The following is a 22,910-nucleotide window of genomic DNA, read 5'->3' as shown; positions in this document are numbered from 1 at the left end:
GGAATACCTTTTAAACCCTTACTGCAAGTTTATCGTTAAACGAAAACCATAGGTTGTGCCCGCCGATCATACTGTTCAAATTAGTGTGCACAAAATGAACAAAAAAAGAACAGTCGAAAGGCGGCCCTGTGAGGCCCTCTTTCGACTGTGTAAAACATATGTTACTAAAAATGCGTTCGTTAGCGTAAACGCTGCATGCCTAGTTAAGCTCTAATACCACTACCGATTTGGCAGGCAGAGAAACTGAAAGCTTCTCGCCATCCTTTTTTGCGCCGTTAAAATTTTGAATCTGTAGTTTATTTGGTTGCTCAAAGGTGTTCACATCCGTAATGTTTGCAGACGTAAGGATGGTGCCTTTCACCGCTTTCCAATCGATACCTTTAAGCTCGGTGCTGATGTTCACCGCATTTTTTGTATCTAAATTTACCAGCGAGATATGCACTTTACCGCTTGCATCCTGCGAGGCCGAAGCATTTACAGCAGGTATTTTTTTGCCATCCACTTCATAATCGGGCGAGTTGAGTTTAATGTTCAAATATTTGGCATCCTGATGCACCTTGTACATATCAAATATGTGGTAAGTAGGCGTTAATATCATCTTCTCTTTTTTGGTAAGAATGAGCGCCTGCAATACATTAATGGTTTGGGCCAGTTCAGCCATTTTAACCCTATCGCAATGGTTATTGAATATGTTGAGGGTTGTGCCGGCGATCAAAGCATCGCGCATGCTGTTTTGCTGGTATAAAAAGCCGGGGTTAGTGCCGGGTTCAGGGTCGGTCCATACGCCCCATTCATCAACCACCAGGGCTACCTTTTTCTCAGGATCGTACTTATCCATAATGGCAGCGTGCTTGCTTACGATCTCGTCCATACGCAGGCAGTTCACCATGGTGTTAAAGTACTCGCTCTCGCTAAAGCTGGTTGCCGAACCTTTTTTCTCCCATTTACCGGTTGGGATGGTATAGTAGTGCATAGATACTCCCCACATCATCCAGTTAGGTATGTTCTTCATCAGGGTTTCGGTCCAGTGGTAGTCATCAGAGTTAGCACCACTGGCTATCTTTTTCAGTTTGGCGTTAGGGTAATCTTTAGCAAAGGCCGCATAACGCTTAAACTCGTTGGAGTAATACTCGGCCGTCATGTTGCCGCCGCAACCCCAGTTCTCGTTACCTACCCCCCAAAACGATACCTTGTATGGGTCGGCGTGGCCATTGGCTTTGCGCTGTTGCACTACCGTGCTGGTGCTGTTAGAGTTTAGGTACTCTATCCATTTGCTCATCTCGTCAACCGTGCCGCTGCCCAGGTTACCGGCTATGTATGGCTCGGTATTCAGTAGTTTGGCAAGCTCCAAAAATTCGTGCGTGCCGAAGCTGTTATCCTCGGTAACGCCGCCCCAGTTGCTGTTTACCATACGTGGGCGTTTGGCAGCAGGGCCAATGCCATCGCGCCAGTGGTACTCATCGGCAAAGCAGCCGCCCGGCCAGCGCAGGTTAGGTATCTTTATTTTTTTGAGGGCTTCCACCAGGTCCAGCCTTATCCTGTCTTGCTTTTTTACGGGCAGCGTTTTATCTACCCAAAAGCCATCGTAAATACCGCGGCCAAGGTGCTCGGCAAACTGCCCGTAAATGTGCCTGCTAATGGTTGCTTTAGAATCGTTGCTGATGGTGATACTGCCATTGCTTTGCGCCAGGCCCATCACAGGCGCGCCCAATAGCAGCATAAAAAGGTACTTCTTCATTATAGGTTTTGATTGATTAAGTGTAAAAATAACAATTATAAATGTAAGTACTTTTTTTATTTATGCAAACGAATCGCAATAAATTTGCGTTGTCAGCCAATTATTATGAAAAAAGTCCTTTTTGCTATCATATCAATAAGCGCATTACTTGCATCATGCAAGCCTGCCTTGACACCCGAACAACTTTACGGAACCTGGAACTACACGCGAGTAGAAAAGCCCAAATCGCCGGGCGATAGTTTAACCCGTTTCGATATTGCAGAAAAGAAGCCACACATCGTTTTCAATCAAAATAATACTATAGAAATTTATTCGGATGGTAAGGTATTATCGCACGGCAGTTACACCATTGCAGGCCGCGACATAAACTATAAAGAAGACCTTGGAGATAGCAAAATCCGCGATTTCCCTTTCGCAGTAAGCGAACTAACAGATAAGAAAATAATATTTGAAACGCTGGGCGAGGGTGGCTCGAAAGTGACGGCAGTTCGGCAGTAGGCGGTTTGCAGCGTGCAGTTATTTTTCTGAACTCGATTTTTAGGGGAATTTTATGAATGGACAGAATGTGCCTATTTATTGAACCAAATAATGAGTGTGCATCGGTGAAATCAAAAAAACATCTGTGAGATCGGTGCCAATAGAAATCCTGCCAAATCCTCCTCATCCTGTCATCCTGTTAAAAATCTCCGCGCGAGCACATCGTATCAGTGAACCGCTCCTCCTACCTCCTGTTTTGCCTCTACCTTAGTTTTAATGAACTGCCGACCTATCAGCAATACCATTAGCGCCAAACCGCTTGATGCCAATATAAACGACGACATAGGCACTGCCGACTTAGCCTTAAACATACTTACCGCAATAGATACCGCCGAGCCAATGGCCATTTGTGTTGCCCCTACAAGTGACGATGCCACACCCGCATTGTTATCGAAAGGTGCCATAGCCAAAGCATTGGTATTGGGTGCAATAAGCCCCACGCAGCAAAGCATGCCGAATATCATTATCGTTGTACCATAAAGGCCTAACCAATTTTGCCAGGAGCCTGCAAAAAATACGATGGCTATAATAACCATGGCCAACAAAGCAGTGCTCACTATTTGCTCGCTCTTATATTTCTTTACCAAAAAACTATTCACCTGGCTGGATCCAATAAAGCCAACAGATAACAGCGCAAATACCCAACCGTAGGCTTTGGTACCCATCTTAAACACCTCCATAAATACCATAGGCGATGCTGATATATAGGCGAACAAGCCTGCAAAGGCCAATGCCCCGCAAAACGAATAGGTATAAAACTGCGGCGTTTTAAATACACTCCAGAAACTACTGAGGATAGGACCCGGTGCTAAGGAGTAATTAGGATCGGGCGGATAGCTTTCGGGTAGTATAAATATTACCGCCATAAATACAATAGCGGCAATTACAGCTAATATCAAAAATATAACGTGCCAACCCAATGCTTCGGTAACATAGCCGCCAACTGTTGGTGCAATAAGTGGCGATGCGCCTAAAACCAGTATCAGCAAAGCAAACACTTTGGGCCCGTCGGCAATGGGGAACAGATCGCGCACCATGGCCATGGAGGCTACCATGGCCGCACAACTGCCAATAGCCTGCACAAAACGCATAATAACCAGCATTTGTATACTCTCGGCAAAGTAGCAGCCAATGGATGCTATGATGTATAACGACAGCCCGAAATACAGCGGCAGCTTTCGGCCAAACCTATCCATCAAAGGGCCATAAAGCAATTGCCCTGCAGATATACCGATGAAGAAACTGGATAACGACAATGCCACATTCTCGGTAGTGGTATGCAGCGATTCGGCAATAGCCGGGAAGCCCGGCAGGTACATATCTATAGAAAATGGGCCAATGGCGGTAAGCGAGCCAAGTACCAGTATATAAGCAAAGTAGCGTTGTTTTGTCATGCCCTGCAAAGTAACAGCAATAAATCTAAATTGTAATAACTTTTATTTCAGTTTAAAGAGTTATGGAAATTCTGTGACTAAAGATAGGGTTATTAACTTATTGGGCGATATGATGGAAATGTTGTTGGCGCTATTTTTACCGCAGAGTTCACAGAGGGAAAAACGCGGAGGTTCACAGAGTTTTGCAAAGTCACTAATGAGTTTTAGAAAATTTTACTTTGCGGCTTTGCGCCTTTGCGTGAAAAATCAACCAGATGCAAAGCCTCTGCGAACCTCTTTGTAAAACTCTGCGTCCTCTGTGGTTAAATAAGCTATACTAATAACCACATCCCGGTTAAATCACCCAACCTACCTGTTTTCCTCAAAATATTTTTACATTAGGGCTTCTGTTATAAACTCCCAACCTTAAAAAACATGCTGATCATTCTACTTTGTATAGTACTCCTTATACTATTGGTAAGCTGGGCCAAGCTGAATCCCTTTTTGGCTTTTCTTATTGTTTCTATAGCGGCGGGGCTGTGCCTGGGTATTCCGCTTACTAAAATAACACGGTCGGTAGAGAATGGCTTGGGCGATATTTTGGGTAAGCTTACTATTATTATTTGCCTTGGCGCTATGCTGGGTAAGCTGGTGGCCAGTAGCGGCGCTGCGCAAAAAATAGCCGAGGTGCTGGTGAATTTCTTCGGTGTTAAATACATACAACTGGCGCTGGTGGCTGTGGGCTTTATTATCGGCATACCGCTGTTCTATAACATTGGCTTCGTGCTAATGGTGCCGCTTATATTTTCGGTAGTATATAAATATAAGTTGCCGGCGGTATATATTGGTTTGCCTATGTTGGCAGCGCTATCGGTAACCCACGGCTTTTTACCGCCGCACCCGGGGCCAACTACATTGGTGGGCATGTTCAATGCCGATATGGGTACCACCCTGCGTTACGGCATTATGGTAGCTATACCGGCCATTATTTTGGCAGGCCCTGTATTTGCACAAACCCTTAAAAAAATGCCTTCGGAACCGTTGGCTACCTTTCGCTCGGAAGACTTGCCTGCCGATAAGCTACCTGGTGCCTGGAACAGTTTTTTAACCGCTCTGCTGCCGGTGATACTGCTGATGGCCAGCAATATTTACTTGGGCCGATACAAAGAAGAGAGCCAGTTGCGTACGCTTATCGTATTCCTGAGCGATGGGCCTATTGTAATGCTGATATCGCTGATGGTGGCAACCTATACCCTTGGTGTGCATCAAAAAACAAGCATGAAAGTGCTCGGCAATATTTATTCGGATGCGGTGAAAGATATCTCTATGATATTGCTCATCATCGCCGGTGCAGGTGCGTTCAAGCAGGTATTGGTAGATAGCGGTGTGAATAACGAAATAACGGCTCTGCTCACAAGCCTGCATATGGAACCTTTGCTATTGGGATGGCTATTGGCGGCTATTATCCGCATCAGTTTAGGCTCGGCTACGGTGGCGGGCGTAACGGCGGCTACGATTCTGCAATCTATGGTAGCTAAAGACCCAAGCATCAATCCAAATTTAATGGTACTCTCCATAGGCGCGGGTAGCCTGGTACTTTCGCATGTTAACGACGGCGGTTTCTGGCTGTTTAAAGAATACTTCAACCTCTCCATAAAAAACACCTTCCTCTCCTGGACCATGATGGAAACTCTCGTAGCCATTATTGGACTGGGCGGCGTATTGGTATTAAATGCGTTTGTATAAAACATTAGCCCCCCAATGAAAAAGATATTCTTATACCTATTATTAGCTATCAGCGTTAAAGCTGCCGCTCAAACCGCCGAGGGTAGTTACTACACCGCCACCGACGGCACTAAAATTTATTATGAAGTAAAAGGCAATGGTTACCCCATAATAATGCTGCATGGTTTCACAGGTAATTTGCAAGGCTGGAAGAATGGTGAATTGTATCCTGCCTTGCTTAAACAAGGTTACAAGGTTATCATGCTCGATCTGCGCGGCAACGGCAGATCCGACAAGCCGCATACCGATGCCGGATATAATAACGATGCCGAGGCTGAAGATGTAATGGGCTTGGCTGCCAGCCTTGGGCTTAAGAAGTATGATGTTATTGGTTATTCGCGAGGCTCTATTATTACATCGCGCGTAATGGTGTTAGATAAGCGCGTGCACAAGGCCGTAATGGGCGGCATGGGCGCCGACTATACCAACCCTAACTGGGAACGCCGCATACACGCCTGGAAAGCACTGGAAGGCGATACCACCCTACACGATGTGGACGATATGATGAAGTGGATAAACAAAAACCCCTTTGATAAAGCGGCTCTTGCCCTGCAGCAAAAGCATCAGCCCAGCACCAGCCCTGCCGAACTGGCCAAAGTTAAAATACCCGTATTGTTGATAGATGGTACTGAGGACTTTACCAACGGCGATGTTAAAGATTTGCAAAAACTTATCCCGCATTCGCAGATGGCCACCGTGCCCGGCGACCATAATACTGCATCAAAAAATATACAGTTTTCTGATGCGGTGATCGCTTTCCTCAAATAAAATTATTAAACCTTCGGCTTTTTGATGGCTCTATAGTATTATAAGTACTGTGGCTTACTATTTGTAAGTATAGTTTAACATTTAGATACTATCACCATGAAAAAGTTATTCATATATGGCGGCCTTGTAATGGCATTAACTACTTCGTTAAGCTTTAATGCCGAGGCCCAGGAGAAAAAAGGTTTAAGTAAACAAGGTAAAGGGGCAATTATTGGCGGTGCCGGTGGTGCTGTTGCAGGTGCTTTAATTGGTAAAAGCGCAACAGGTGCCCTTGTAGGTGGCGCCATTGGTGCCGGCGGTGGTTACATTATTGGTAACGAGGCCCGCAGGCGCGAACAAAAACGCAAACACGCCGCATGGCTCGAACGCCGCCGTGCCTGGAAACGCGCACACCCGGGTAAAGCTTACCCTTATTAATAATAACACAGTTTAAATACTGAAAAACCCGTGGCGTTTGGCTGCGGGTTTTTTGTTGCCCCCCAGCCCCCTGAAGGGGGAGCTTTTAAAGCGAAGGTTTCATGGGCAGCATAAAATAAAACTCCGCCCCTTCTCCTTCCTGGCTGTTTACGCCTATTTGGCCCTTGTGCAGTTGTATTATTTCGGCAGAAATGTATAAGCCAATGCCGAAACCACTGAAGCCTTTGGTGCTCTCGTCCTCTACCCGGTAAAAGCGCTGGAAAATATTTTGCTGGTCTTTGGCTTTGATGCCAATACCCGAATCTGTTACCGACACTTTTAATCCGCTATCAACTTGCGATACGGCAATTTTGATATCCGTTTCTTTGGGCGAGTATTTTACCGCATTGCTGATGAAGTTATTGATCACCTGTCCTATCTTTTCGCGGTCGGCAGTTATCCATATCGGCCGGCCTCGCTCAAAAGTAATGGTATGGCTTTGCGCAATGGGGCGGTTATCCGCAACAACCTCCTGTATCAGCGCGTTCATATCAAACTCCGTAGGCTCCAGCACCAACTTGCCCGATTCCAGCTTGCTCATATCCAAAAAGCCGTAGATAAGATTGGTCATCTTATTGATCTGGTTCTCCGATTTTTGCAGCGCATTCAATAAAAAGCTATCGCCCGTGTGCAGTGCTTTGGCCAGCAATAGTTGTATATAGGCCTTTAGCGATGTGAGCGGGGTTTTCAGTTCGTGGCTGGCCATGGCAATAAAATCGTTCTTGCGCAGCTCGTTCTGTTTGTTCTCGGTAATATCCAGCACAGCGCCAATAAAACGGTACCGCACGTCCTGTTCGTTGAACAACACCTTGCCCTTCGCACGAACCCAGCGTAATTTCTTATCGTGTAAGCCGATGGTGCGGTATTCTACATCGTACTCGCCGTTGCTGCGGGCCTTATCAAAGGCAAAGTTTACGGCTTCGTCGGTTTTCTCGAGGTCGTCGGGGTGCAGGCCAAGCAAAAACGAGGTTTCGTAATCTACCGGGCTATCCTCATCCATCCCGAATAGTTCGCGGCAACGCTTATCCCATACCAGGTGGCGGTTTATCAGGTCCATATCAAAAGTGCCCAGTTCGGCGGCCTGGGTAGCCAGGCGCAGCTTTTCTTCGCTTTTCAACAGGTCGTCCATTACCTGTTTTTGTTCGGTTATATCTTCGGTGGTGCCCAGCATACGTTGGGGTATGCCGTCGTCCCCAAAAACCACGTTGCCGTTGGTACGTATCCACCTTACCGCGCCATCGCGCCAGGCTATGCGCACTTCGTAAAAGTAAATGCCGGTTTTAAGGGCTTTATCAAATGCAGCAATAACTATTGGCATATCAATGGGGAGTACGATCTGCCTCAGTTCGGAGTGGCTTAACTGCTCAGCACTGTCGCGACCGAATATGCGTGCCAGCCTCGGCGAATATATCACTGCCCCGGTTTGCAGGTCGAGGTCGAAAGTACCAAGGCCGGTAGCTTCGGTAGCAAGCCTAAGGCGTTCTTCCGCATCCTCCAGTTTTCGGCGCGAGAGTACCTGCTCGGTAACTTCGGTAGCCACTACCATAACGCCGCCGGGAGACTCCGCGGTACCAATTAAAGGCTGATAAACAAAATTGAAATAATAAATACCGGGCACATTGTTGCGCACCAGTGTTACTTTAGCTTCCGTGCCGTAAAAGGGTTGGCCGGTGGTGTATACGTTTTGCAGCAGGCCTACATAGGGCTGCCCCACAATTTCGGGTAGGCCCTCTATAAATGGCAAGCCAAGCACTCTTTCATCTTTCCCCCATATCTGTAATATCTGGCTGTTGGCCAATTCTATCACCAGATCGTCGCCGCGCAGCACGGCAATGGCAACGGGTGCCTGGGCCATCAAACTGCTGAAACTTTGCTGGCTTAGGTTGTCAGGGGTATTTGCGTTGTACGTCACAATTTATTTACAACAATAATAATACAACTTTTACGACAGAACTATGATAATTAACTTTAAATAATTCAAAATAATTGTATTATTTTTGACACAGTAATACACAAAGACCCCAAGGACACACATCCTACCGTTGTTGAGCGCAGATCAATTTTAGATACTAAAATACCATATTCACCTTTTTACAGTTTAATAGTCATCTCTTATGGTAAAACGCATTTTAGTATTGGATGATAACCAGGACATCCTCGACATTGTTCACGAGACGCTTACCTACGAAAATTTTGAGGTAAAAAGTACCGGCGACAGCGACCAGGTTATGCCTTTGGTAGAAGAGTTTGAGCCGGATTTGGTGATACTCGATTTCCGTGTGGCAGGTACCAACGGCGGCGAACTTTGCCAGCAAATAAAAGCTCACCCAAAATTCAGCAACGTACCGGTGATCATCTTCTCGGCCTATATTAACCGCGATGCCGAACTGCTGCGCTATGGTTGCGATGCCATCATCAACAAACCCTTCGACCTTACCGAATTGGTAGAAAAAGTAAATAACCTTATTTCTTAAATTTCCGCTCCGGCATAATTTACAGGCAGTATTATAGTTTATACTTTACCATGTTTAAACTGCCCGTTTTAGCCGTTCTTCTCGCATTTCTGTTTAGCTGCAATACTGCTTCGGCACAAAGCAATTACACCGTTACCGACTTTTTTGTACCCAACGGCACGTTGCAATTGCAGGTGCGCAAGGTGGTAGAAACTACTTACTCATCGCGCCGCAAACTGCCCTTGCTGCTCATTCATGGCGGCATTGGTGCAACCACCGCCTTCGATCTGGATGTGGAAGATGCCTCCTTCGCTAAAGCCCTGGCTTTGGGTGGCTTCACTGTTTACGTGATGAACATACGCGGCTGGGAACGCTCTACCGCCCCCGCATACGACCTTGCCGACACTTCGCTTGTAGCAGGCAGTTGCCAGGAAGCCGCAGCCGATATTGACGCGGTTGTCAATTACGTTTTGCAGGGCAATCCCAGCGGGAAGATCAACCTGTTTGGATGGGCCGCAGGCGGGCACTGGGCAGCCTATTACACCAGCCAGCACAACAACCGCGTGGCTAACCTTGTGGTACTAAATAGCCTTTACGGTGTAAAAGCACCCTGGTATTTTAGCGATGCCTTCGCCGATACCACCGACCCAACAAAATTCAGTAGCAGCATTGCCCCCTACCGACAGTCTACAGAGCAAGCCGTTGCCGAAACCTGGAAAGCCAACACCCCTCCTGCAGATTCTGCCAGCGTTGCCGCCGATTCGGCCATGGTAACCGCATTCGCCAAAAGCGCCGTAAGCTTTAACGAGGAACATTTGCTGAAGACACCCGGCGGTTTCCGTAAGGAGAGTTTTTATATGGCCAACGGGCGCAAGTACTGGGATGCCAAGGATATTACTGTACCTACGCTCATCATCCGTGGCGATAAAGACCAATGGTCGCGGTCGGTAGATGCCGATACCTTTTTTAATGAACTAATAGCCGCGCCAAACAAAAAGAAGGTTACTATAGCCAATGGCGGGCATTTTGTGTTTTTAGATATTAATGGCAACGGCAGGCGAAAGCTGCTGATCGCCATTAATAACTTTGTGAAAAAGGGGTTGTAATAACACACAGCCAGCTAATTGCATCATTCTGTATAATTCTAATAATTCCCCCAAATTCGAGTTCAAAAAAAGAATACTCTCCTTCCGTCCGAATTTACCATTTGTTAAGTAGATGCCGTTTTTGCCTGCGGAAATTTGCATCAACAAATACAAAAACAAATGGAACATCAATTAAAAGGCAAAAAAGTAATATTATTTGGTGCCAGCAGCGGCATTGGTTTAGCAACAGCAAAAGCCGCAGCAGCAGAGGGTGCACATGTGGTGATCGTATCGAGCAACCGTGAACGTATCGATAAAGCTCTTACCCAATTACCCCAAGGCAGCGAAGGGCACGCGTTAGACCTGAGCAAAGAAGAAAATATTAAAACATTTTTTAAAGGAATAGGCGCATTCGACCACCTGGTGTATACTGCAGGGGAAAATTTGAGCCTGAATACCATCGGCAAAACAAATATCGACGATGCGCGGTCGTTCTTTAGCGTACGCTTTTGGGCAGCTTTTGCGGCGGTGAAATATGGTTCGCCGCTTATCAACGCCGGTGGTTCGATATGCCTCATCAGCGGCACTGCAAGCCTGCGGCCGGGCAGCGGCTGGGGCGTAGCATCGGCCATTTGTGCGGCCATGGAAGGTTTTGTACGTGCCATGGCGGTAGAACTGGCTCCCATCCGTGTTAATGCGGTAGTACCGGGCGTTATTAAAACGCCGATGTGGGATAGCATGCCCGCCGAACAGCGCGAGGGCCTATACAGATCGGCAGAAGAAGGGCTACTGCTTAAACGCGTTGGCGAACCTGAAGACGTTGCCGAAGCCTTTATTTACCTGATGAAGCAACGCTTTGGCACCGGGCAATGCGTAGTTGTTGATGGTGGCACTGTGTTGGTGTAGAACACGAAACAATATACTGAAACGCTTATTTGATAAACGTTTCAGTATATTAGCTATATGAAGAAGGCTGTGGTTTTAGAAGCACTCGATTCGTTAGATGACGAATTTGAAGCGGAAGAATTTATTGAACGCATTTTCTTTATCGAAAAAATAGAAAAAGGGTTATTGGATGCAAAAGAAGGAAGAGTGATCAGCTACGAGGAGGCCAAGCGTAGATTTGCTGACAGATAAGATGGCAACCTTCTAACATTCAAACCTTATAACCTTCCAACTATTTCCGTAAATTTGCATTTCATTAATACCATCCCTGCAAATGAATGCTGATGCTGTAAAAATGCTGCAAGGCCGTTACTGTAATTCGTTGACCGAGTACTCCCGTTTTGTTACCCGCGAGGTATTTATTGGCGATGTACCCATGGGCGGCAACAACCCCATCCGCATACAAAGCATGACCACTACCGATACCATGGATACCCTTGGTACAGTAGAGCAAACCATCCGCATGGTGGATGCAGGCTGCGAATACGTGCGCATTACCGCGCCCAGCATTAAAGAGGCCAATAACCTTGCCGAAATAAAAAAGCAACTGCGCCAGCGCGGCTACACCGTACCACTGGTAGCCGATATACACTTTACCCCCAACGCTGCCGAAGTAGCTGCGCGCATAGTAGAGAAGGTGCGCGTAAACCCTGGTAACTACGCCGATAAAAAGAAATTCGACCAGATAGACTATACCGACGCCGAATACAAAGGCGAACTGGAGCGCATTTTCCAAAAATTTACGCCGCTGGTAAATATTTGTAAAGAGTATGGCACCGCCATGCGTATTGGTACCAACCATGGTTCGCTGAGCGACCGCATTATGAGCCGCTATGGCGATACCCCAATGGGCATGGTGGAGAGCGCTATGGAGTTCATTCGCATGTGCGAAACTTTGGGCTACTATAACCTGGTAGTATCTATGAAAAGCAGCAACCCGCAGGTAATGGTGCAAGCCTACCGCCTTCTGGTACAAACTATGGTTGCCGAGGGCATGAATTACCCGCTGCACCTTGGCGTAACCGAAGCTGGTGACGGCGAAGACGGCCGCATAAAATCTGCCGTAGGTATTGGTACTTTGCTGGAAGACGGACTGGGCGATACCGTACGCGTATCCCTAACCGAAGAGCCCGAAGCCGAAGCACCTGTGGCCATTGCGCTGGTGAACCGGTACTCCAGTAGGCAGTTGGCGGTTAGCAGTTCGCGGTTCGCAGTGGGCAGTTTGCAGCAAGATGTGGCTCCTAAGAACCATTCACCACTCACTGCTCACCACTCACTCCACAATCCCTACGAATACAAAAAACGCGAAACCTACGAAGCAAACGCTTTTATTGGCGGGCATATGGTGCCAAGGGTGGTGGTTGACCTATCGAAAGAGAACCTGAAAGACCCTTCGGTACTGAATGCGGCGGGATACCTTTATTCGCCCATTTTGGATAAATACAATATGGCCGAGCAATCGGTAGATTTTGTTTATCTGGGCGATAGCCTGCCATCTATCAACATGCCGGGCAACTTAAAACAGCTTTACAATTACGCCACCTGGCAAAAGCTTGCCGATAAAACGCTATGCCATCCGCTATTTACCCTGGCGGAATATATCGATGCCAATGCCGACCGCTCATCGGCACTAAACTTAGTTAGCCTAACAAATGCCGACCTCGATTCGGATGCCTTTGGCTTACTACCGATGGATAAAAGCCTGGTTTTTGTACTGGAAACCACCGAACTACACGGCATGGCCGACCAGCGCACTTTCTTCCTGAAACTGCAGGAATTTGGTTTGGATGTACCGGTTATTGTTAAAAGGAGTTACTCGTTTGAGTCGGAAAGTCCTAAGTCTGGAAGTCCGGAAGACGGAGTTGGTCTCACATCTCATATCTCAAATCTCACATCTAACTTGCAACTATATGCAGCAACCGACCTTGGTGCTTTGCTGGTAGATGGTTTTGGCGATGGTATTTGGATAGATGCTCCGCAACTGCCAACTAACATTATTACTTCAACTGCATTCGGTATTTTGCAGGCCACCCGTTCGCGCATATCTAAAACAGAATACATCAGCTGCCCAAGCTGCGGCCGCACGTTGTTCGACCTGATGGTTACCACCCAAATGATACGCAGCCGCACCAGCCACCTCAAAGGCCTTAAAATAGGCATTATGGGTTGCATTGTGAACGGCCCCGGCGAAATGGCCGATGCCGATTATGGTTACGTAGGCTCTGGCACCGATAAGGTTACTCTTTACCGCGGCCAGCAAGCCGTGAAAAAGAATATCAACTCCACCAATGCGCTTGATGAATTGATAGGCATTATTAAAGGTGATGGTAATTGGATAGAACCGGTGGAGGGGTAAGCCACTACAACCTGTCATTCCGAGGGAAGCGAAGCGACGAGGAATCCTGTTAGATAAAGGAACGCTAATGTATAGCCGACTTGCATAGTGGCTTTGCATATTGAACAAGATTTCTCACCCTCTCACGCGCATTCCCTGCGCTTCAGGGTTCGAAATGACATCGCTTATTGGGGATGTTTTAAACAAACAAGGGCAAGCCTCGCGCCCGCCCTTGTACTTAACAAAATTAAAAAAACACTCTTTATTGCTTCACATTCAAAGCGGCGGTTACCAACCGTGCGCTATCAATGTTTGCGGCGTAGTCTCTGCGTTCGTGCAGTTTGTTGCATAGTTCGGTAAGGGCTTCCTGGTTCTTCTTTTTGCGGACGTCCAGTTTGCCGTAAATAGCTACCTCATATATCAGCTTGGCATCATCGTTATAAAAACGGATGGTTTGTGTGCTGCGGTTCTCGGTATTGCTTTCGGCAACCCAAAAGCCATGGTTTACCGGTTTGTTGTTTTGTGCTAATGCGCCTACACTGGTTGCTGCAACTAATAAGGCTGTTATGATAAAATTTTTCATGGTTGTTATTTTTAAATGATGATGCTAAAGTATAGCCTATACAATTCACTAAAAATCAAAGGCGATTTATAGCTATTGTTAGCATGCAGGCAGTAACATAAGGCGTATAAAGTACGTCTATACACCAAAACGGCACATTCGCAGGCATATTTATGCAGTTGGTGTGCGAAACGATGTTGTTCGTCGATAATGGTTGTAGCCCATGCAACATTTGTTACCAATAGGCTACTTTTGTTAAATGTATATGGCGGTAAGGCTTCCTTTTCAAGATGTTAAGTTACCCAGGGTGGTGCAGCATATCCTGTTCTGGTTCGGCGTATCCATTGTGGTAACCAGCCTGTATGCCGTGCAAATCAACTGGTTCCTGTCGTTTCGCAACAACCTTTTCTATATGCCGGTACAAATAGCCTATTATTATGCTATTGCATACTGGCTGGTTCCACGGTACTTATTTGCAGGCAGATACTTCACATTCATTTTGCTTTTTGTACCACTGGCATTTATTTCGGCATTTATCAGCCGGGCTATAGGGCTGCATTTTGTGATAAGGTACCTGATAGAAAACGGTTACGCCGACGACCCGGGTTATATTCGCGACAATACCCGCCCCTTCCTTACGATGCTGTTCGATTTCCCGCTGTTCATCAATGCGCTAAAGGGTACCAACCTCACCATCGGCTTTGTGCTTTCCATTAAACTTTTTAAAGTATGGCAAGAACGCAAGCAATGGGCGCTGGAGGCGGAGTTGAACGCTTTGAAGGCTCAAGTGCACCCACATTTTTTGTTTAATACATTGAACAACCTGTATGCGCTCAGCCTCAACAACTCACCCAAATCGCCGCAGGTAATATTGGGGCTATCGGGCTTGTTGCGTTACATGCTTTACGAATGCAATACTGCCCACGTCCCGCTGGAAAAAGAGGTATTTATGATGCAGCAATATGTAAAGCTGGAACAACTGCGATACGAAGAACGCATCGACCTATCGTTCAATATCTCCGGCAACCTCAAAAACAAATTCATCGCCCCCTTGCTGCTGCTACCCTTTATCGAGAATGCCTTTAAACATGGTGCCGGCGAAACTATGGGGCAGGTATGGGTGACTATTGATATTACGGTAAAAGGCGAAAGCCTGAAACTGAAGGTAGCCAACAGCAACCCGATAAAACAAGCCCAGAGCGAGGTAGCCGAAGCGCATGGATTAGGTTTGCAGAACGTAGTGAAAAGGCTGGAATTACTGTACCCCGGTATATCTAACCTGAAAATAATGGACGAGGAAGATACCTACTTGATAGTGCTCGACCTCGACCTGAAAGTGATACCGCTTGCACAACCGCACCCTCAACCCGAAACACAATTGGCCACAGCATGAAAACGCGCGTTTTGATAGTTGACGATGAGCCCTACGCCATTGAGGTGATAGAGAAATACCTGGCGGTGTTTACGCAGATGGAGGTAGTGGCCAAATGTACGGATGCCATACAGGCTTTCCAGTTGCTGCAGCAAAAAACTATCGACCTGATGTTTCTGGATATAAAAATGCCCGGCATAAATGGCACCGACCTGTTGCGCAGCCTGAAAAATCCGCCCAAGGTAATATTCACGACGGCCTACAGCGAATACGCTTTAGAGGGTTTTGAACTAAATGCGGTAGACTACCTGATGAAACCCATCCCGTTCGACAGGTTTTTGCGCGCCATTGATAAAGTCCACCAGCAAACCGACACCCGCAGCAAACCTGTAGTGGCCTACGAAACCCCGGTGAGCGACCGCGAAGCATTCATTTACCTGAAGGTTGACCGTAAAACCATCAAAGTAAACATCAGCGATATTTTATGGATAGAGAGCCTGCGCGATTACGTAAAAGTGGTAACCCGCGACCAGGTATACATCACCAAACAAAAAATAAGCCTGCTGGAAGAGATGCTGCCCGAAAGCAAATTCGTGCGCATCCACCGCTCGTTCATGGTAGCCATAGCTAAAATAGATTCTTTTTATTCTTACAGTATCGATATTAACGGGCACGAACTCCCCATCGGCAGGAACTACAAGCAGGATGTACAAAGGAAATTGAAACAGGCGGTTTAGGTTTAGCTTCAGTTAACCACAGAGTACACAGAGTTTTACGCAGAGGGGCACAGAGCCTGGCATGCGATAAAGTAACTCACGCAAAGACGCTAAGCCGCAAAGAAAAAACTCTTAACCCGTTTGCAAAGCTCTCTGTGAACCTCCGCGCAACCTCTGCGGCCTCTGTGGTTAAATGGAGTTTATCACCTCACCATCGAGAACATCGCCATATCCTCATTCACTCCCGTTTGTTCAAAACCTGCTTTCTTCAGCATTTTCATGGATGAGTAATTATCAACGGCAGTTTCTGCAGATACACGCGTAACATCGGGGCTGGTAAAGGCCCAGTTGGTTATAGCGCGCAAGGCTTCGGTGCCATAGCCTTTGCCCTGCTGGGTTTGGCAAATGCAGTAGCCGGTAACTACTTCCCCTTCCTCGTTAGGCTGGCCGGCAAAGCCGATACCGCCCACGCTGGCGTTGGTTTGTTTGTTCACGATCTCCCAGTTGGTGTACCACTCGTATTTGTAGGGGTACAACAGGCTATTAGGCAACCAAAAGTTATCCAGCGCGTCGTTCAGTTCATCGAGGTAAAATTGGTCCATTACCATGTTGGATGGCATGAAGCCCATTGCCTGCTCCATTTTGTCGCGGCTTTCGCGGAGCAGCAAAAGCTCGGTATATTTTAACGGTATCAGTTTCAACCGTTCCGATTCGATATAAAACATGCTCAAATTTTAGTTTATATTATCAGGACATCGCCGATAAAGAATGTGTGACAGTTCGATTTGAAAATTTGGCAATTTGAAGATCTGAAAATGCATGATGCTATTGTCAAATCACCTCATCTTCAAATTCACAATTACTTATACAGCTTAAACATCGGCCTGCCATCGCGCTCGCCCTGCTGTACGAAGCCGACTTTGTGTAAAATGCGTATCGATGGCATGTTATCCGCATCTGTATCTGCCCAAATTACTTTTACAGCAGGGTTTTCAAAGCCCCATTGGCAGAGGCGTTTTAGGGCTTCAGTACCATAGCCTTTGCCTTGTTGGTTGCGGTCGAGCGAGTAGCCCGTAATGGATTCGCCGTTTTCGTCGGGGTGCCCCAAGCCGAAGCTACCTATGCTGGTGTTAGTGTCTTTAAGTACCACTTCCCACAGGCTGTACCATATCCAGTTATTCGGATGTTCAAGCGTTTTGGGGATGCACCAGTTTTCTATGGCATCGCCCAATTCATCTTGCCAAATTTGGTCGATAAGCATGTTTGATGGGGTAAGCCCCATGGATAATTCCATTTTGTGGCGGCTTTGGTGCAGTAGCTTTAATTGGTTATGTGTTAAGGGTATTAATTTTAAGCGTTCGCTTTCTATGTAGAACATGGTTTTTGGGTGTTGTGAGTTGATGAAAAATTCATGCCTTACATAGCGATGGGTTTGAAACCCATCGCTATGTGGAAATTCAAAAACTCTGATTTTCAATTATATAACAAAAGAATATCTGCCCACCTGTTGGTGGTTTAATGTCAGCCTTTGGGAGGCCGGGCGTTATACAATTCCAGGCAGTAATAGCCTGTTTAATGCGTTAAGTAACAGCGGCGGTAATTTTAATTGAACAAATATAATAATTTGTGAATTTGGCGACTTGGAAATTTGAAAATGAGGCAAGTACCTAATTCTTCACGCAATTTAAAATCAGCGCATCTTCAAATCGAAAATCGTAATTTTAGGGCATGACGGCCGAACTCATCCTGCATATCATCGCCACCAATTGCTTTTTCCTGATGGCATTTGTGGCGCTGTTCAACCCGCACAAGGTGAATATTCCTGCCAATCGCTGGCTCGGCGTATTTTTTGCATCGGTGGGTTGCATGCTGTGTAATGTGGTTTTGTATGAAGCCCGGCTCGAGTTTAGCTACCCGCGTGTTATCGGTTTTAACGAGCTTTCGCGCTTTGCCATTGCGCCGGCGCTTTATTTGGCCATTGTGCAGTTCACTACACCCGGGCAAAAATTCAAAGGTACCGACTACCTCCACTTCATCCCCTTCACGCTTTTCTTTTTATACATGGTGCCGGTGTTGTATTTTCCCGGGTATCAGCTCATCGGCGGGCATTTTAAACTATCGCCGGGAGCGAACTTTGTTTTGGCCATGACAGTGCGCTGGGGCATTAATATCCAATTGCTGGTTTATTGGGTATTGTCCTTCGTTCGCCTCAGGCAGCATCAAAAGCATATTCAGTTTGTAGCGTCCGATACTGTTCCCGTAAATCTTAACTGGCTAAAATACCTGTTGCTGAGTATCGGCGGGATGCTGGCACTGTTCTTTGCTTCCATTTTCTTTGGTGTGCAATTATCCGCGGATGCTATTGCCGCAGGTTACCTGTTGGGCAGCCTCGTGATATTTTATTATTCGTTGGCGCAGAAAGAGGTTTTCCCTTTCGAAATTGCCCAACTGGAGGCCATTACCGAGGTAATAACCGAAGCTGACGAAAAAGCCAAATCTACCAAACCCCGCCTTGCCGACGAGCACGCCCTACAAATGCAGTATAAACTGGAGGGGTTGATGGCATCCGAAAAACTCTACCTGGATAACGAACTCAGCCTGCCCCAACTGGCGGAAGCCGCCGATATGTCGGTACATGATCTTTCGTATTTGCTGAACGACGTTATCGGCCAAAACTTCTTCCGCTTTGTAAACGGCTACCGGGTAGAGGAAGCCAAACAATTAATGCTGTCTGATAAGCACCGCCACCTCAACATCCTCGGTATTGCCTACAGTGCCGGCTTTAGTTCTAAAACCACCTTCAATACCGTTTTTAAAACGCAGGTAGGTATGGCACCGGGGGAGTTTATGAAACAAAATAAAGGCATCAACCCTTCCCTGCAATCTTAACGTAGAGACGCAATACCTTGCGTCTCCGATCTACAATTTCGGATTTGCTTTATGGATCTGCATACGGGAGACGCAAAGTATTGCGTCTCTACATCGGGAATGTGTCCCGTTGGATAATCCCGAACGACGCGCGCCCGTCCAAAACCTAACATTGTGCCATAAACTAACCACAATGTATTATGGAACGTAAACCTTTTTCACCCCTTGCCCTTGCGGCTTTTATTGCTGCCTTTTTAGGCTTTATTGTTTTTACCCGCGCCATCCGTGTTGCTGTTGGCGAAAATATTGCGCCGCCGCTGCTATACGGTATCACCGGCGGCTACATGCTCACCGTTTGGTGTTTAATATTTGTTTGGAAAAGCAAAGCCGCCAAAGGCACTATCGATGTTACCAATTACACTGCCTTTTGGCAGAACGCCGTGCGCTATACGCTGGCTATGGATATGGTAGTATTCGGCGGGCAAAAGTTTTGTCACCTGCAATTTTATGTTCCGCTAGGCATGCTGGACGATCCTTTTACCGCCATCCCCAACGAAATGCTGATGTGGGCCTTTATGGGGCGCTACCACTCTATGGTTGATATTATCGCATGCATTGAAATACTTGGCGGCGTACTGCTGCTGTTCCGCAAAACTCGCTTGGTGGGCGCTTTTGTGCTGCTGCCTATGCTGCTGAATATTATGCTGCTGGATATGTATTACCTCAATTTGCTAGTGCAGGCATATGTAGTTGTTGAGGTACTTGTGGTGATATACCTCATCTTGCTGGAATACCGCCGATTGGTGGCTTTCTTCCTTGTTGATAAAGGCAGCTCGCCTCTCTACAATTTCCGCAGCAAAGTGCTAAGCTACGCAGTAAAAGCATCGGTCATCCTTATCCCGGCACTTGCGCTGGCTATGCACGAATATCCAACCAATTATACCGACATAACCGGCAGATACGATGTAAAACGCACGCTGGTAAACAACGTTGACCAGGCCAATGCCGCCTGCCACGACACGGTGCTCACCCATATCTTCATCGACCGCTACGACCTTGTTTTAGGCTACCCCGACTACCGCAACAAAGTTATCGGCAGGTACAAATACAACCCGCAAACCAAACAGGTAAGCGTAAAATTCCAATTCCCCGAAACGATGAAAGACACGCTTACCGCCACTATAGAACCCGGTACCGGCGAAATGAAAACGCTGGTGGGTAAATTGGGTGGAAAGAATTTGAAGATAGAGATGGAAAGGGTTGCTGTGAATAATTGACCGTAGAGACGCAATACTTTGCGTCTCCCGTATGCAATGCCACAATGCAAATCTCCCACGCATTGTGGACTGTCCTCCCGGAGACGCAAAGTATTGCGTCTCTACATTTATTCTTCATCTGCACATCCGCATATCTGCACACCCGCACATTCTCCCTCCCCTGCCATCCTGTCACCGAAAAGTCACCCATTCTGACGCTTTGAGTGGTTTCTGCCAATTACCGACATCTTTTTCTGCCAAATACATATTGGCACAGGCATTGTTAATTAGGCTTGGTAAGCAATACTTAATAACAAAAAATCAATCAATAATATGTCAAAAATAATTGGAATCGACTTAGGAACAACTAACTCCTGCGTTGCTGTAATGGAGGGTAACGAGCCCGTAGTTATAGCTAACAGCGAGGGTAAACGTACTACGCCGTCGGTAGTAGCTTTTGTGAACGATGGCGAACGTAAAGTTGGCGATCCTGCAAAACGTCAGGCTATCACCAACCCAACTAAAACTATTTACTCTATCAAACGCTTCATGGGTAACCAATACAACGAGGTTACTAAAGAAGCCGAGCGCGTGCCTTACAATGTGGTTAAAGGTGACAACAACACCCCACGTGTAGAAATTGGCGACCGCAAATATACTCCGCAAGAAATTTCGGCTATGATCCTTCAGAAAATGAAGAAAACTGCTGAAGATTTCTTGGGTACTGAAGTAACAGAGGCGGTTATTACCGTTCCTGCTTACTTTAACGATGCTCAGCGCCAGGCTACTAAAGAAGCCGGTGAAATTGCTGGCCTTAAAGTTCGCCGTATCATTAACGAGCCTACTGCTGCTGCCCTTGCCTACGGTTTGGATAAAGCACACCGCGATATGAAGATCGTTGTGTTCGACTGCGGTGGTGGTACGCATGACGTATCTGTATTGGAACTTGGCGATGGCGTATTCGAAGTAAAATCTACCGATGGTGATACTCACCTTGGTGGTGACGACTTTGACCAGGTAATTATCGACTGGATGGCAGACGAATTTAAAAGCGACGAAGGTGTTGACCTGCGTAAAGACCCAATGGCTCTGCAACGCTTGAAAGAATCGGCTGAGAAAGCAAAGATCGAATTATCGAGCTCTACGCAAACCGAAATTAACCTGCCATACATTACTGCCGGTGCCGAAGGCCCTAAGCACTTGGTTAAAACTTTAACCCGTGCTAAATTTGAGCAGTTGGCCGATAGCCTGATCAAACGTACTATCGACCCTTGCCAAAAAGCATTGAAAAATGCAGGCTACAGCACTTCAGATATCGACGAGATCATCCTGGTGGGTGGTTCTACCCGTATCCCTGCTATACAGGAAGCCGTTCAGAAATTCTTCGGTAAATCGCCTTCAAAAGGTGTTAACCCTGACGAAGTTGTGGCTATCGGTGCTGCTATACAAGGTGGTGTATTAACCGGTGAGGTTAAAGATGTGTTGCTATTAGACGTTACCCCACTATCATTGGGTATCGAAACCATGGGCGGTGTAATGACCAAACTGATCGAGTCGAACACAACTATCCCAACCAAAAAATCAGAAACTTTCTCAACTGCCAGCGATAACCAGCCATCGGTAGAGATCCACATATTACAGGGCGAGCGCCCAATGGCTTCGGGCAACCGCACCATCGGCCGTTTCCACCTGGATGGCATCCCACCAGCACCTCGCGGCGTGCCACAGGTAGAGGTAACTTTTGATATCGATGCCAACGGTATATTGCATGTATCTGCAAAAGATAAAGCTACCGGCAAAGAACAAAAGATTCGTATCGAAGCTTCTTCGGGCTTAACTGATGCCGAGATCAAAAAGATGAAGGACGAAGCTGAAGCAAACGCTGATGCCGACAAAAAAGCAAAAGAAGAAGTTGAAAAACTGAACGGTGCTGATGCCCTTATCTTCTCTACCGAGAAACAGTTGAAAGAATACGGCGACAAGATACCTGCTGATAAAAAAGGCGCTATCGAGTCGGGCTTAGAAAAACTGAAATCGGCTTATTCAGCAAAAGACCTTGCAGCTATTGAAACTGCACAGGAAGAATTGAACGCTGCATGGACAGCTGCATCTGAAGATATGTACAAAGCATCTGCCGATGGTGGCCAACAACCACAGGGCGATGCCGGCCAGCAGCCACAAGGCGACGGTGCCGACAACGTAACTGATGTTGATTTTGAAGAAGTGAAGTAATTCACCTCGGATAAATATCCAAATAAAAACCGCGGTTGAGCGATCAGCCGGGGTTTTGTTTTTTCAGCTAATTATAGCGATGGGTTTCAAACCTCGAGTGTCCGGAGCTTTTATCAAACGCCTGCCGCTTGGCTAATTTTACTCACCCCGGGTACGCTATCGCTGCCCGACCCTCTCTCCGCAAGCGGAAAGAGGGTGAGCTTCAACATAATTCCTCGCCCTCTTTACGAAGTAGAGAGGGCCGACGCCCGCGAATTGCGGGCCGTCGGGGTGAGTCAACTCACCGATCAGACAATCTCACAAAGCCCCGAACACCCTTCGTTTCAAACCCATCGCTATAATTAGCCGCTCGCGCACGCGTGCCGCGTGTGATTAACGATAATACCATTACCGCTTGCATAACTGAGCACACGCGGCATGCGTGCGCAA

The 22,910-nt window shown here is 46.9% G+C and carries 20 protein-coding genes; 14 read left to right on the top strand and 6 right to left on the bottom strand.

The window, feature by feature from the left end:
- Window positions 1-199: 199 nt before the first annotated feature.
- On the bottom strand, window positions 200-1,738 hold the full coding sequence (locus BC343_RS16180; protein ID WP_078348858.1) for an alpha-N-arabinofuranosidase: 1,539 nt from the start codon (window positions 1,736-1,738) through the stop codon (window positions 200-202).
- A 105-nt stretch (window positions 1,739-1,843) separates the two neighbouring features.
- Here BC343_RS16180 and BC343_RS16175 point away from each other — a divergent pair, with 105 nt between their 5' ends.
- Window positions 1,844-2,236, top strand: a complete 393-nt coding sequence (locus tag BC343_RS16175) for a lipocalin family protein (RefSeq protein WP_078348857.1) — start codon at window positions 1,844-1,846, stop codon at window positions 2,234-2,236.
- Between the two features lie 206 nt (window positions 2,237-2,442).
- Here the strand turns inward: BC343_RS16175 and BC343_RS16170 are convergent, their stop codons facing one another.
- The gene (locus BC343_RS16170; protein ID WP_078348856.1) at window positions 2,443-3,669 is read right to left on the bottom strand and encodes a multidrug effflux MFS transporter; all 1,227 of its coding nucleotides are present in this window, start codon (window positions 3,667-3,669) and stop codon (window positions 2,443-2,445) included.
- A gap of 414 nt (window positions 3,670-4,083) precedes the next feature.
- Here BC343_RS16170 and BC343_RS16160 point away from each other — a divergent pair, with 414 nt between their 5' ends.
- The 3 genes from BC343_RS16160 (at window position 4,084) to BC343_RS16150 (ending at window position 6,618) form a co-directional block, all read left to right on the top strand.
- Entirely contained in the window at window positions 4,084-5,394 is a 1,311-nt protein-coding gene (locus tag BC343_RS16160) for a gluconate:H+ symporter (RefSeq protein WP_078348854.1), read from the top strand.
- Window positions 5,395-5,409: 15 nt separating this feature from the next.
- Window positions 5,410-6,201 (top strand): alpha/beta fold hydrolase, encoded by a 792-nt coding sequence (locus BC343_RS16155; RefSeq protein WP_078348853.1) that lies wholly within the window; start codon window positions 5,410-5,412, stop codon window positions 6,199-6,201.
- 96 nt (window positions 6,202-6,297) lie between these two features.
- Window positions 6,298-6,618: a YMGG-like glycine zipper-containing protein gene (locus BC343_RS16150; protein WP_078348852.1), complete on the top strand. Its 321-nt coding sequence runs from the start codon at window positions 6,298-6,300 to the stop codon at window positions 6,616-6,618.
- 85 nt (window positions 6,619-6,703) lie between these two features.
- Here the strand turns inward: BC343_RS16150 and BC343_RS16145 are convergent, their stop codons facing one another.
- Window positions 6,704-8,569: a PAS domain-containing sensor histidine kinase gene (locus BC343_RS16145; protein WP_078348851.1), complete on the bottom strand. Its 1,866-nt coding sequence runs from the start codon at window positions 8,567-8,569 to the stop codon at window positions 6,704-6,706.
- A 202-nt stretch (window positions 8,570-8,771) separates the two neighbouring features.
- Between BC343_RS16145 and BC343_RS16140 the strand changes: the two genes are divergently transcribed.
- From BC343_RS16140 to ispG, 5 genes are all read left to right on the top strand, one after another.
- Window positions 8,772-9,131 (top strand): response regulator, encoded by a 360-nt coding sequence (locus BC343_RS16140; protein ID WP_078348850.1) that lies wholly within the window; start codon window positions 8,772-8,774, stop codon window positions 9,129-9,131.
- Between the two features lie 50 nt (window positions 9,132-9,181).
- Entirely contained in the window at window positions 9,182-10,216 is a 1,035-nt protein-coding gene (locus BC343_RS16135) for an alpha/beta fold hydrolase (RefSeq protein ID WP_078348849.1), read from the top strand.
- A 159-nt stretch (window positions 10,217-10,375) separates the two neighbouring features.
- On the top strand, window positions 10,376-11,101 hold the full coding sequence (locus tag BC343_RS16130) for an SDR family oxidoreductase (RefSeq protein ID WP_078348848.1): 726 nt from the start codon (window positions 10,376-10,378) through the stop codon (window positions 11,099-11,101).
- Window positions 11,102-11,158: 57 nt separating this feature from the next.
- Window positions 11,159-11,332 (top strand): hypothetical protein, encoded by a 174-nt coding sequence (locus BC343_RS31045; protein ID WP_156088757.1) that lies wholly within the window; start codon window positions 11,159-11,161, stop codon window positions 11,330-11,332.
- 82 nt (window positions 11,333-11,414) lie between these two features.
- Window positions 11,415-13,496 (top strand): (E)-4-hydroxy-3-methylbut-2-enyl-diphosphate synthase, encoded by a 2,082-nt coding sequence (gene ispG / locus BC343_RS16125; protein ID WP_078348847.1) that lies wholly within the window; start codon window positions 11,415-11,417, stop codon window positions 13,494-13,496.
- 241 nt (window positions 13,497-13,737) lie between these two features.
- On the opposite strand, the gene BC343_RS16120 is transcribed toward ispG, so the two are convergent.
- Window positions 13,738-14,058, bottom strand: a complete 321-nt coding sequence (locus tag BC343_RS16120; RefSeq protein ID WP_078348846.1) for a hypothetical protein — start codon at window positions 14,056-14,058, stop codon at window positions 13,738-13,740.
- 244 nt (window positions 14,059-14,302) lie between these two features.
- Between BC343_RS16120 and BC343_RS16115 the strand changes: the two genes are divergently transcribed.
- Both BC343_RS16115 and BC343_RS16110 read left to right on the top strand, forming a co-directional pair.
- The gene (locus BC343_RS16115; RefSeq protein ID WP_162276882.1) at window positions 14,303-15,430 is read left to right on the top strand and encodes a sensor histidine kinase; all 1,128 of its coding nucleotides are present in this window, start codon (window positions 14,303-14,305) and stop codon (window positions 15,428-15,430) included.
- Window positions 15,427-16,146, top strand: coding sequence for a LytR/AlgR family response regulator transcription factor (locus BC343_RS16110; protein WP_078348844.1), 720 nt, complete (start codon window positions 15,427-15,429; stop codon window positions 16,144-16,146). Before BC343_RS16115 ends, BC343_RS16110 begins: the two co-directional genes overlap by 4 nt.
- A gap of 182 nt (window positions 16,147-16,328) precedes the next feature.
- Here BC343_RS16110 and BC343_RS16105 read toward each other — a convergent pair whose 3' ends face one another.
- Together BC343_RS16105 and BC343_RS16100 are read right to left on the bottom strand one after the other, a co-directional pair.
- The gene (locus BC343_RS16105; RefSeq protein ID WP_078348843.1) at window positions 16,329-16,850 is read right to left on the bottom strand and encodes a GNAT family N-acetyltransferase; all 522 of its coding nucleotides are present in this window, start codon (window positions 16,848-16,850) and stop codon (window positions 16,329-16,331) included.
- Window positions 16,851-16,984: 134 nt separating this feature from the next.
- On the bottom strand, window positions 16,985-17,503 hold the full coding sequence (locus tag BC343_RS16100; protein WP_078348842.1) for a GNAT family N-acetyltransferase: 519 nt from the start codon (window positions 17,501-17,503) through the stop codon (window positions 16,985-16,987).
- A gap of 350 nt (window positions 17,504-17,853) precedes the next feature.
- Here BC343_RS16100 and BC343_RS16095 point away from each other — a divergent pair, with 350 nt between their 5' ends.
- From BC343_RS16095 to dnaK, 3 genes are all read left to right on the top strand, one after another.
- Window positions 17,854-19,014 carry a helix-turn-helix domain-containing protein gene (locus tag BC343_RS16095; RefSeq protein ID WP_078348841.1) on the top strand — a complete coding sequence of 387 codons (1,161 nt, stop codon included), beginning with the start codon at window positions 17,854-17,856 and terminating at the stop codon, window positions 19,012-19,014.
- A 179-nt stretch (window positions 19,015-19,193) separates the two neighbouring features.
- Entirely contained in the window at window positions 19,194-20,270 is a 1,077-nt protein-coding gene (locus BC343_RS16090; protein ID WP_078348840.1) for a hypothetical protein, read from the top strand.
- Between the two features lie 312 nt (window positions 20,271-20,582).
- Complete coding sequence (dnaK, locus tag BC343_RS16085; RefSeq protein WP_078348839.1) at window positions 20,583-22,481, top strand: molecular chaperone DnaK; 1,899 nt, start codon at window positions 20,583-20,585, stop codon at window positions 22,479-22,481.
- Window positions 22,482-22,910: the final 429 nt, after the last annotated feature.

Origin of the sequence: Mucilaginibacter pedocola (assembly GCF_002013915.1) — a bacterium.
Taxonomy (GTDB): domain Bacteria; phylum Bacteroidota; class Bacteroidia; order Sphingobacteriales; family Sphingobacteriaceae; genus Mucilaginibacter; species Mucilaginibacter pedocola.
This window is presented reverse-complemented; position numbering and strand designations above follow the sequence as displayed.

Bases quoted from the DNA above. Each gene is read 5' to 3' on its own strand.
- BC343_RS16100 (WP_078348842.1), bottom strand. From the start codon at position 17,503: ATGTTCTACATAGAAAGCGAACGCTTAAAATTAATACCCTTAACACAT.
- BC343_RS16150 (WP_078348852.1), top strand. From the start codon at position 6,298: ATGAAAAAGTTATTCATATATGGCGGCCTTGTAATGGCATTAACTACT.
- BC343_RS16130 (WP_078348848.1), top strand. From the start codon at position 10,376: ATGGAACATCAATTAAAAGGCAAAAAAGTAATATTATTTGGTGCCAGC.
- BC343_RS16090 (WP_078348840.1), top strand. From the start codon at position 19,194: ATGGAACGTAAACCTTTTTCACCCCTTGCCCTTGCGGCTTTTATTGCT.
- BC343_RS16160 (WP_078348854.1), top strand. From the start codon at position 4,084: ATGCTGATCATTCTACTTTGTATAGTACTCCTTATACTATTGGTAAGC.
- BC343_RS16105 (WP_078348843.1), bottom strand. From the start codon at position 16,850: ATGTTTTATATCGAATCGGAACGGTTGAAACTGATACCGTTAAAATAT.
- BC343_RS31045 (WP_156088757.1), top strand. From the start codon at position 11,159: ATGAAGAAGGCTGTGGTTTTAGAAGCACTCGATTCGTTAGATGACGAA.
- dnaK (WP_078348839.1), top strand. From the start codon at position 20,583: ATGTCAAAAATAATTGGAATCGACTTAGGAACAACTAACTCCTGCGTT.
- BC343_RS16120 (WP_078348846.1), bottom strand. From the start codon at position 14,058: ATGAAAAATTTTATCATAACAGCCTTATTAGTTGCAGCAACCAGTGTA.
- BC343_RS16180 (WP_078348858.1), bottom strand. From the start codon at position 1,738: ATGAAGAAGTACCTTTTTATGCTGCTATTGGGCGCGCCTGTGATGGGC.
- BC343_RS16110 (WP_078348844.1), top strand. From the start codon at position 15,427: ATGAAAACGCGCGTTTTGATAGTTGACGATGAGCCCTACGCCATTGAG.
- BC343_RS16095 (WP_078348841.1), top strand. From the start codon at position 17,854: ATGACGGCCGAACTCATCCTGCATATCATCGCCACCAATTGCTTTTTC.
- ispG (WP_078348847.1), top strand. From the start codon at position 11,415: ATGAATGCTGATGCTGTAAAAATGCTGCAAGGCCGTTACTGTAATTCG.
- BC343_RS16115 (WP_162276882.1), top strand. From the start codon at position 14,303: ATGGCGGTAAGGCTTCCTTTTCAAGATGTTAAGTTACCCAGGGTGGTG.
- BC343_RS16175 (WP_078348857.1), top strand. From the start codon at position 1,844: ATGAAAAAAGTCCTTTTTGCTATCATATCAATAAGCGCATTACTTGCA.
- BC343_RS16170 (WP_078348856.1), bottom strand. From the start codon at position 3,669: ATGACAAAACAACGCTACTTTGCTTATATACTGGTACTTGGCTCGCTT.
- BC343_RS16140 (WP_078348850.1), top strand. From the start codon at position 8,772: ATGGTAAAACGCATTTTAGTATTGGATGATAACCAGGACATCCTCGAC.
- BC343_RS16155 (WP_078348853.1), top strand. From the start codon at position 5,410: ATGAAAAAGATATTCTTATACCTATTATTAGCTATCAGCGTTAAAGCT.
- BC343_RS16135 (WP_078348849.1), top strand. From the start codon at position 9,182: ATGTTTAAACTGCCCGTTTTAGCCGTTCTTCTCGCATTTCTGTTTAGC.